We start from the raw sequence: 7001 nt of genomic DNA on the forward strand, positions 1-7001 counted from the left end.
ATATAATCATTTTGACAAGTTAACACAACTTATTCCTTTAGTTGGGATTTATGGAGACGTTTCAACCTAAAACTCATGATCCATGTGGTAATCGGAATAGTCGTGACCACGCCGATCAAGGAAACCACAATGGCAATCAATTCAGCCGCAAAAACTTTGTCATTTAAAATTTCGCCAAATGAATAATCAAGGCCGTAGAACCAGATAAACAGCGCTAAAGAACTGCCAAAGAAGCCGAAAAACAGTGTATTGACGGCTGTTCCAATGATTTGTTTGCCAATCACTGTCCCGTCAATAAATAACTGACTGCTTTTAATTTCCGTGTGTTGCGAGACAATTTCATCAAGCCCCGACGCAATCGCAATCGAAGCTTCCGCGACAGCTCCCAGAGAACTCAAAATGGCGGTGGCAATGGCAATCTTTGTGAAGTTAATGCCCACATAGGTTGATAAGCCTTCGAGTTCTTCACTGTCTTCCAGGCCAAAGCCCCCAACTTGCGCCCAGTATTCAATCGGGATAATGATAATCACAATCAGGATTAAAACGATAACCGATGCCTGAAAAGCCGTCGTTGAAGCATTGTCACTGGCACTGCTCCAAAAGATCGTAATCGATAATAAAATAACACTGGAAACAATTGTGACGATAATTGGCGGCAGATGAAAGGCAATCAACACAATCGTAAAGAAAAGAATGCCAAAATTAACGACCAGACTCAAAAACGAAGTAATTCCCTGCCTGCCGCCAACAATAATCATCAACACAAGAAGAACCAACCCAAGTGCGGTAATTGAACCCATTAGCGTTCATCCCCTTTAATCCAAAGTCCGGCAAAGACACTCGACAAAATAACCGTCAGGACAATTCCAATCCCGCTAATCAGGCTGGACGTCATCCCCAAAGACATATTCATCGAAAATGAATAGTGCCAGGTATTGCCATTTTTCAAATACAGTAAGGTCATTGCCAAAGTTTCGGCCATAAAAATAAAGAACAAGACGTTAATCAGCGGTCCCATAATCGATTTACCAATTTGGCGGCCGGATTTGAAAATGTCCATCCGGCTCAACTGTGGTCGCTCCTGCTTCAAAGTCGCCAGGGAAGCCACAATGTCGGTAGCCTCATCCATAACAGCACCAAGAACCCCAATCAGGACCTCAGCAATGAATAACGGCTTGGGTAACTGGGTCACGTACTGCATTGATTCATAATAAATACCCCGTTCATTTGTAAGACCGAAGACAATTAGGGTAATTAGAATTGTCGCAGCCGTTGCGCAGAGCACCGCCGATAAGGTAACCAGCATCTTTTTGCTCCATCCCATAACCAACAGTAGTGTAACAAAGCAAAAAATAACTGCCAACACACTAAAAATCCAGATAACTGCCGCACCATTATTCGCATGATCAATCTTGACGGCAATCCAAAACAGAATTGTGTTGATCAAAATACTGGAAATAACTGTGACTCCCCTTAGCTTGAGAATCACAAAAAGCAGACTGATTGCGATTGCGAATAGAAAAGCAATTGGCGCATCCCGTTTAATATCCTTCACCGTTGCGTGGAGTTTTGGCTGGGTATGCAGTGTAATGAATAATTTTTGTCCTTTGGTATATTGGTGATCCATCGCGTGGGAATCAGAGTATGAATTTTTAATTTGTAACTTGTCCCCAGCATGTTTGCCGTTGGTAATTGTGCCGAACAACTTTTGATTGTGGTAATGGTCAACGTTTTGAAATTCGTCGGTCATCTTGACAGCCTTACCATTTTGAACCCGGTCCACCCGATAAATTGTTTGATGATACAAAGCATCGTTGTGTTGGCAGAAAAAGGCGGCCAAGAAACAAAAGGCCACCACCAGCAAAATCTGAAGCCAAGTCATTTTACTCCTCAATTTAGTGTCCATATCGCACATCTTTTCAGATTAATTTTAGAATTATTGTAACATTTGTGGAAATGGAATTATGGATTTTGCTTCAATCGTTAGGAAAGTGAAAGGTTCAAGAGAAGATCTGCCTACTGGCTCCGATTTGTGCCCAAAAAAATGCTGAGCCACCATATGAATTTCAGCTCAACATTAACAATATTCATTTTTCCGAAATTTCAAAGATTGTTACATGGATGTCCAACCACCATCGGCAGTAATAACTGCTCCATTAATGAAATTCGATTGATCTGATGCCAGGAACAATGCAACTCGGGCAATTTGTTCTGGCTTACCGACTGGTGCAGTCATTCCACCAACAGCACTCATTGCTTTCATCCCTAATTCATCTGGGTCGTTGATTGTCTTTTGGATGTTGGTTGCGATATTTCCCGGCGCAATCGCATTAGCACGGATATTATGATAAATTCCGTAGGTTGCCGCAATGTTCTTAGTTAAGCCGATAATACCGTGTTTAGTTGCAGTGTAGGCAGCTCCACCTCGAGAGCCAAACAAGCCACCAACGGATGCCATATTAATAATATTTCCACCATCTTTTTGGTCCTTCATATACTTAATGACTTCCCGGGAAGCTTTGAATGGTCCGGTCAAATTGATTGCAAGGACCCTGTCCCACATATCATCAGTCATATTCTCAACCGTCTTGATGTTGTCGACAATTCCTGCATTGTTAACAAGTACATCAATTTTTGAATAAATATCAATGGTTTCTTTCACCATGTTAACAATATCTGCTTCTTTGGCAACGTTACAGATTACGGAACTGGTCGAATTTCCAGAAGGGTCAATTTGATCAGCAGTTTCCTTCAAACCATCCGGATTGATATCAGCCAACATGACTTTGGCACCTTCACTTACAAATAATTCTGAAATCTGACGCCCCATTCCAGAACCTGCTCCAGTGACGATTGCGACTTTGCCCTTTAATAAATCAGTCATTGTTATCTTCCTTTCCCCTAAAATCCAAAACACTTATCTATAAGTACAAGTTAATTGTATAATAACGTAAGCGCTTTATCAATTAACCGGCATGAATACTATTGGCTTTTATGGCTGATTAGAGTATCAGAACAAACATTCTGAAATCGTTGTTAACCTGGGAAAAGTATAATGACAACCGCATGTTCATTTGTATTGATGCTACAGGGATTGTGATTGTTATCTTACTTACAGCTCCCTTCGGCTTTTGAGCTATGCTCCGACGGCTCTGATCCTTGCACCTAACCAAAAAGATCTGGCAGGGAACCCAGGATCGTTCCCTACCAGATCTTTTCAGTTAGGACTCCAGGATCACCCGAGCCTCGTCGCACACTATACCACCATCACATTCACCGTCGAATGTCGTACAACATAAGCGGTGGTAGATCCCAGGATTGCCCTGGATATGCCGTTTACTCCTGATTTTCCGATTACGATTAACGAAGCACCATACTTCTCAGGAAGTTCCTTTGAAATTTGAATTTTGGGAACGCCGACTACGAAGTGGGTTTCTGCCTTGACGTCCTTTTTCTCTGCAATATCTTTTGCATCACTTAAGATTTCTTCAGCTCGATCACGGAATGATTCCATGACGTCCTGGCCCAAAGTGACGCCGTACTGAACATAGCGTTGATCACTTGCCACTGACACAATCTGTAGAGTGGAGTCAAAGGCCTTGGCCAGATTAGCTGCTTCTTCAACAGCTTTCTTTGCGTTATCACTACCATCAACAGGTACCAAAATTGTTTCATACATATCCAACACCTCCATAATTATCTATCCAATTTTATCTTACCATTGTGTGAATGAATATACATGAATCTAGTCCTGAGAGGCTATTTCAAATTCAAATGGCCCAAAATCGTCTTGTTATCAGCCAACTCTGAATGACGGGCCTTTAGACGCTCTTCATAAGTTTCCAAGAGATACTTTTCTTCATCGGATTCCGCAATCAACTTTGGAAAATGAATTTCATCAATTTTATCGGTAACGATCAAAGTACAGAAAGCCAAAAAGGCGACTTTGACCTCTTTTGTCTTGGTGTCCGTGGTCAGAAATTTGGTGAAGACTTCGACTGCCCGTTGGCTGCTTCCGGTCACATACGAAATGCAGGTTAATATGTCATTGGGTTGTGCCGGTGACAGGAACTGCACGTGATCATACCCAGCAGTCACAAAGGATAAATTTCCTGGAAGAAATTTCACCCCTGCCAAGCCGGCATTGGCATCCAAAATCCGCAGAGTTTCGCCGCCAAACTGAATTTGACTGTTATTCAATTGAGCTGGGAACACGTAACTCTCGTGAATTGACCTGGTGTCTGCACACTTAATTGTTTCGATCATAATATCCTCCAAACAAACGGATTTTTAGCGCCTTGTTATATAATATACACATATAATGATACCCTTTTCATCCCCAGAATGGCAAGCATTTTCATGCCCAGTTGTCTGGCTTGTGAACTAAATTTTAATTTTTTTCTTTTAGGATTGTAAGCGATTTCATAACGGTGTAAACTAATGGTGTTGATGATATTAGATTTACATTCTAGGAGGTCATAACATGAAAGCAGTACGTATTTATGGTGAAAAAGATATCCGTGTTGAAGATGTAGAGATCCCAGAACCAAAGGATGATCAAGTTCAATTAAAAGTTAAATATTGTGGAATTTGTGGGAGTGATTTACACGCCTACCTTGAAGGCTGGGGCTTACCAACCGTTCCTTATCCACTAACCGGTAAGACTGTTCCAATCACTTTAGGTCATGAGTTCTCAGGTGAAGTTGTCAAAGTCGGAAAAGACGTTGATGACCTCAAAGTTGGTGACCACGTAGCTGTAGAACCACTTCTTGCCTGTGGAAAATGTGAAAACTGTCGCGCAGGGAACTACAACTTCTGTAACAGAGCTGTTTCAACCGATGGTGCTGGAAACTTCCTCGGCTTCTCAGAAGATGGCGGAATGGCCGAATTTGCCAATGTTCAAGGTGTATTTGCCCACAAGATGCCCGATGACATGGACTTTGAATTGGGTGCATTGGCTGAACCTACAGCAGTTGTTTATGAAGCTATCAAGAAGAGTCATTTACGTGAAGGCCAAAACGTTGCTGTTATGGGTGCCGGCCCAATCGGATTGCTCCAAGCTGTTTTAGCAAAAATTGCTGGTGCCAACCACGTTTATATCGTTGATGTTTCAAAGGTTCGTTTAGCTAAAGCCAAGGAACTCGGCATTGAAAACGTTTTGGATCCATCTAAAGACGACGTTGAAGCAATCATCAAGAAAGATTTGCCAAATGGCGTTGATATTACCTTTGACTGCGCTGGAGTTCAGGCAACCTTTGATTCAGCTCTCAAGGTAACCAAACGGACAGGTATCATCCAAGTCGTTGCCCTCTATGCAAAGCCAGTTACCATGAACATGACCGACGACTTGATTATGCAGGGTAAAGACGTTATCACAACCCTTTGCTACAACAACTCATTCCCTAACGTTTTGGGAATTATCGACAACAACAAAGACCTCTTTGCAAAAGTTGTCACTAAGAAAGTCAGCCTGGACAATGCCCTTGAAGAAGGAATCAAGGCACTTTCAACTGATAAATCGCAAGTTAAGATTATGATTGATCCATCACTTTAAATTCAAGAATGACGATCCAGCTGGAACTCGAATCCGAGTTCCAGTTTTTTGTATTTTGAGAAACATATGTTATTATATTCATATGAAAGGAATGACATACATGGTTGACTCGCCACTTTCTCAAAGATCAATTACGTTGATTGACGATAAACATTTAGCAGAATCAGAACGCATTTTTAAGCTGTTGAGCAATCCCAACCGTCTGCAGATGCTGCAGATTTTGGAACAGCAGGAATTAAACGTCACTCAAATCGGCAATTTATTGAGCCTGGAACAATCTTACGTTTCCCACCAACTTGCATTATTAAGGAAGCATCAGCTAGTGTCATCCCACCGCGAAGGTAAATCCAACTACTATCAATTAGACGATCCCCACATTCTCGATGTTATCAATGAAATGCTCGAGCATGCCGATCACGTTATCCGAGGTAAAAAGCATGGCCAGTAACACAAGTTCACAAATATTAATCGATCGCAGCTTACGTACTGAATATTTTTCAACTGCTTGGATGGCCTTTGAATTTGCCGTTGGCCTTTATTCAGGGCTCAAAGCCGGTTCAATCCTTTTAATTGCATTTGGTCTGGACAGTTTCTTGGAAATCATTTCCGGCAGTACGCTGATCTGGCGGCTGCGTAAGGAGAATAATGGTGCAAGCTCCGACGAAATTGAACGGGCAGAAAAACGCTCATCGTTGATCGTCGGGTCCGTCCTGCTGCTCTTGTCAGTTTACGTGACTGGCGTTTCCGTGTTCAACCTGTTCACCCATTCGGCGGCTGATACCAGTTATTCCGGGATTGCCATTGCCATTGCGTCAATCATTTTGATGCCAATGCTAACCCTTAGAAAACGCTCTTTGGGTAAGGCACTTCATTCCGATGCACTGGTTGAAGACGGTATGTGTAACATCACCTGTGCATACATGGCCGGAACCGTTCTGGTCGGTGGATTATTAACCGCCCTGTTCAACTGGTGGTGGGCTGATTCGGTCTTTGCCCTAATCTTGGTATACTTTATTGCCAGTGAGGGTCTTGAATCATTTAATGAAGGTCGAAAGTAAATAATCATGAAACAATTTAAGATTAGATCCAGTTAAAACTGTTTGAATTTCAGTTTTAGCTGGATCCTTTTTATTACCCTCAAGATGATGGGGCTGTGACAAAACGAACGTTTTGCTCACAGCCCCTTTGAATTTCTCCTGTTATACAGTCATAACGTGTGCCAAAAGGCCGCTTCCTATGCACAACTACGAATAACTTCCTGAGCTTTCAGCTCAAAAAGTTATCCTAGGTTATGCCACGGAAGCAAAATCGCCTTTTGGCACACTTCCTTCTTTTTTGCGCTTCCCCATTATTTAGGTGAAACGTGCAATAATCGGCTGATCCCGGACATTTAAGAGCCCAAATCAATCATTCCAGAATGAAGTGCAACAGAAAAGTTAGACAAAGA

At 42.1% G+C, this 7001-nt stretch carries 8 protein-coding genes; 3 read left to right on the forward strand and 5 right to left on the reverse strand.

All coding sequences use genetic code 11. The annotated features are described in order from the left end of the window. Positions 1 to 29: 29 nt before the first annotated feature. The 5 genes from FD17_RS03265 to FD17_RS03285 form a co-directional block, all read right to left on the reverse strand. Positions 30 to 800, reverse strand: coding sequence for a YibE/F family protein (locus FD17_RS03265; protein ID WP_057823547.1), 771 nt, complete (start codon positions 798 to 800; stop codon positions 30 to 32). Further along, positions 800 to 1915 carry a YibE/F family protein gene (locus FD17_RS03270; RefSeq protein ID WP_057823549.1) on the reverse strand — a complete coding sequence of 372 codons (1116 nt, stop codon included), beginning with the start codon at positions 1913 to 1915 and terminating at the stop codon, positions 800 to 802. The genes FD17_RS03265 and FD17_RS03270 overlap by 1 nt, the downstream gene beginning before the upstream one ends. A 198-nt stretch (positions 1916 to 2113) precedes the next feature. After that, on the reverse strand, positions 2114 to 2884 hold the full coding sequence (locus tag FD17_RS03275; protein WP_057823551.1) for an SDR family oxidoreductase: 771 nt from the start codon (positions 2882 to 2884) through the stop codon (positions 2114 to 2116). Positions 2885 to 3256: 372 nt separating this feature from the next. After that, positions 3257 to 3679 (reverse strand): universal stress protein, encoded by a 423-nt coding sequence (locus FD17_RS03280; protein WP_057823553.1) that lies wholly within the window; start codon positions 3677 to 3679, stop codon positions 3257 to 3259. Positions 3680 to 3759: 80 nt separating this feature from the next. Continuing rightward, positions 3760 to 4266, reverse strand: a complete 507-nt coding sequence (locus FD17_RS03285; RefSeq protein ID WP_082617114.1) for an acyl-CoA thioesterase — start codon at positions 4264 to 4266, stop codon at positions 3760 to 3762. A 217-nt stretch (positions 4267 to 4483) separates the two neighbouring features. Here FD17_RS03285 and FD17_RS03290 point away from each other — a divergent pair, with 217 nt between their 5' ends. The 3 genes from FD17_RS03290 to FD17_RS03300 all read left to right on the forward strand — a co-directional run bounded on the left by FD17_RS03290 (position 4484) and on the right by FD17_RS03300 (position 6612). Then, positions 4484 to 5554: a 2,3-butanediol dehydrogenase gene (locus FD17_RS03290; protein ID WP_057823555.1), complete on the forward strand. Its 1071-nt coding sequence runs from the start codon at positions 4484 to 4486 to the stop codon at positions 5552 to 5554. A 100-nt stretch (positions 5555 to 5654) separates the two neighbouring features. Next, positions 5655 to 6002 carry an ArsR/SmtB family transcription factor gene (locus tag FD17_RS03295; RefSeq protein ID WP_057823557.1) on the forward strand — a complete coding sequence of 116 codons (348 nt, stop codon included), beginning with the start codon at positions 5655 to 5657 and terminating at the stop codon, positions 6000 to 6002. Continuing rightward, the gene (locus FD17_RS03300; protein ID WP_057823559.1) at positions 5992 to 6612 is read left to right on the forward strand and encodes a cation efflux transmembrane domain-containing protein; all 621 of its coding nucleotides are present in this window, start codon (positions 5992 to 5994) and stop codon (positions 6610 to 6612) included. Before FD17_RS03295 ends, FD17_RS03300 begins: the two co-directional genes overlap by 11 nt. The last annotated feature ends 389 nt before the right edge of the window (positions 6613 to 7001 follow it).

It is taken from the genome of Lentilactobacillus sunkii DSM 19904, from assembly GCF_001435575.1.
GTDB lineage: Bacteria > Bacillota > Bacilli > Lactobacillales > Lactobacillaceae > Lentilactobacillus > Lentilactobacillus sunkii.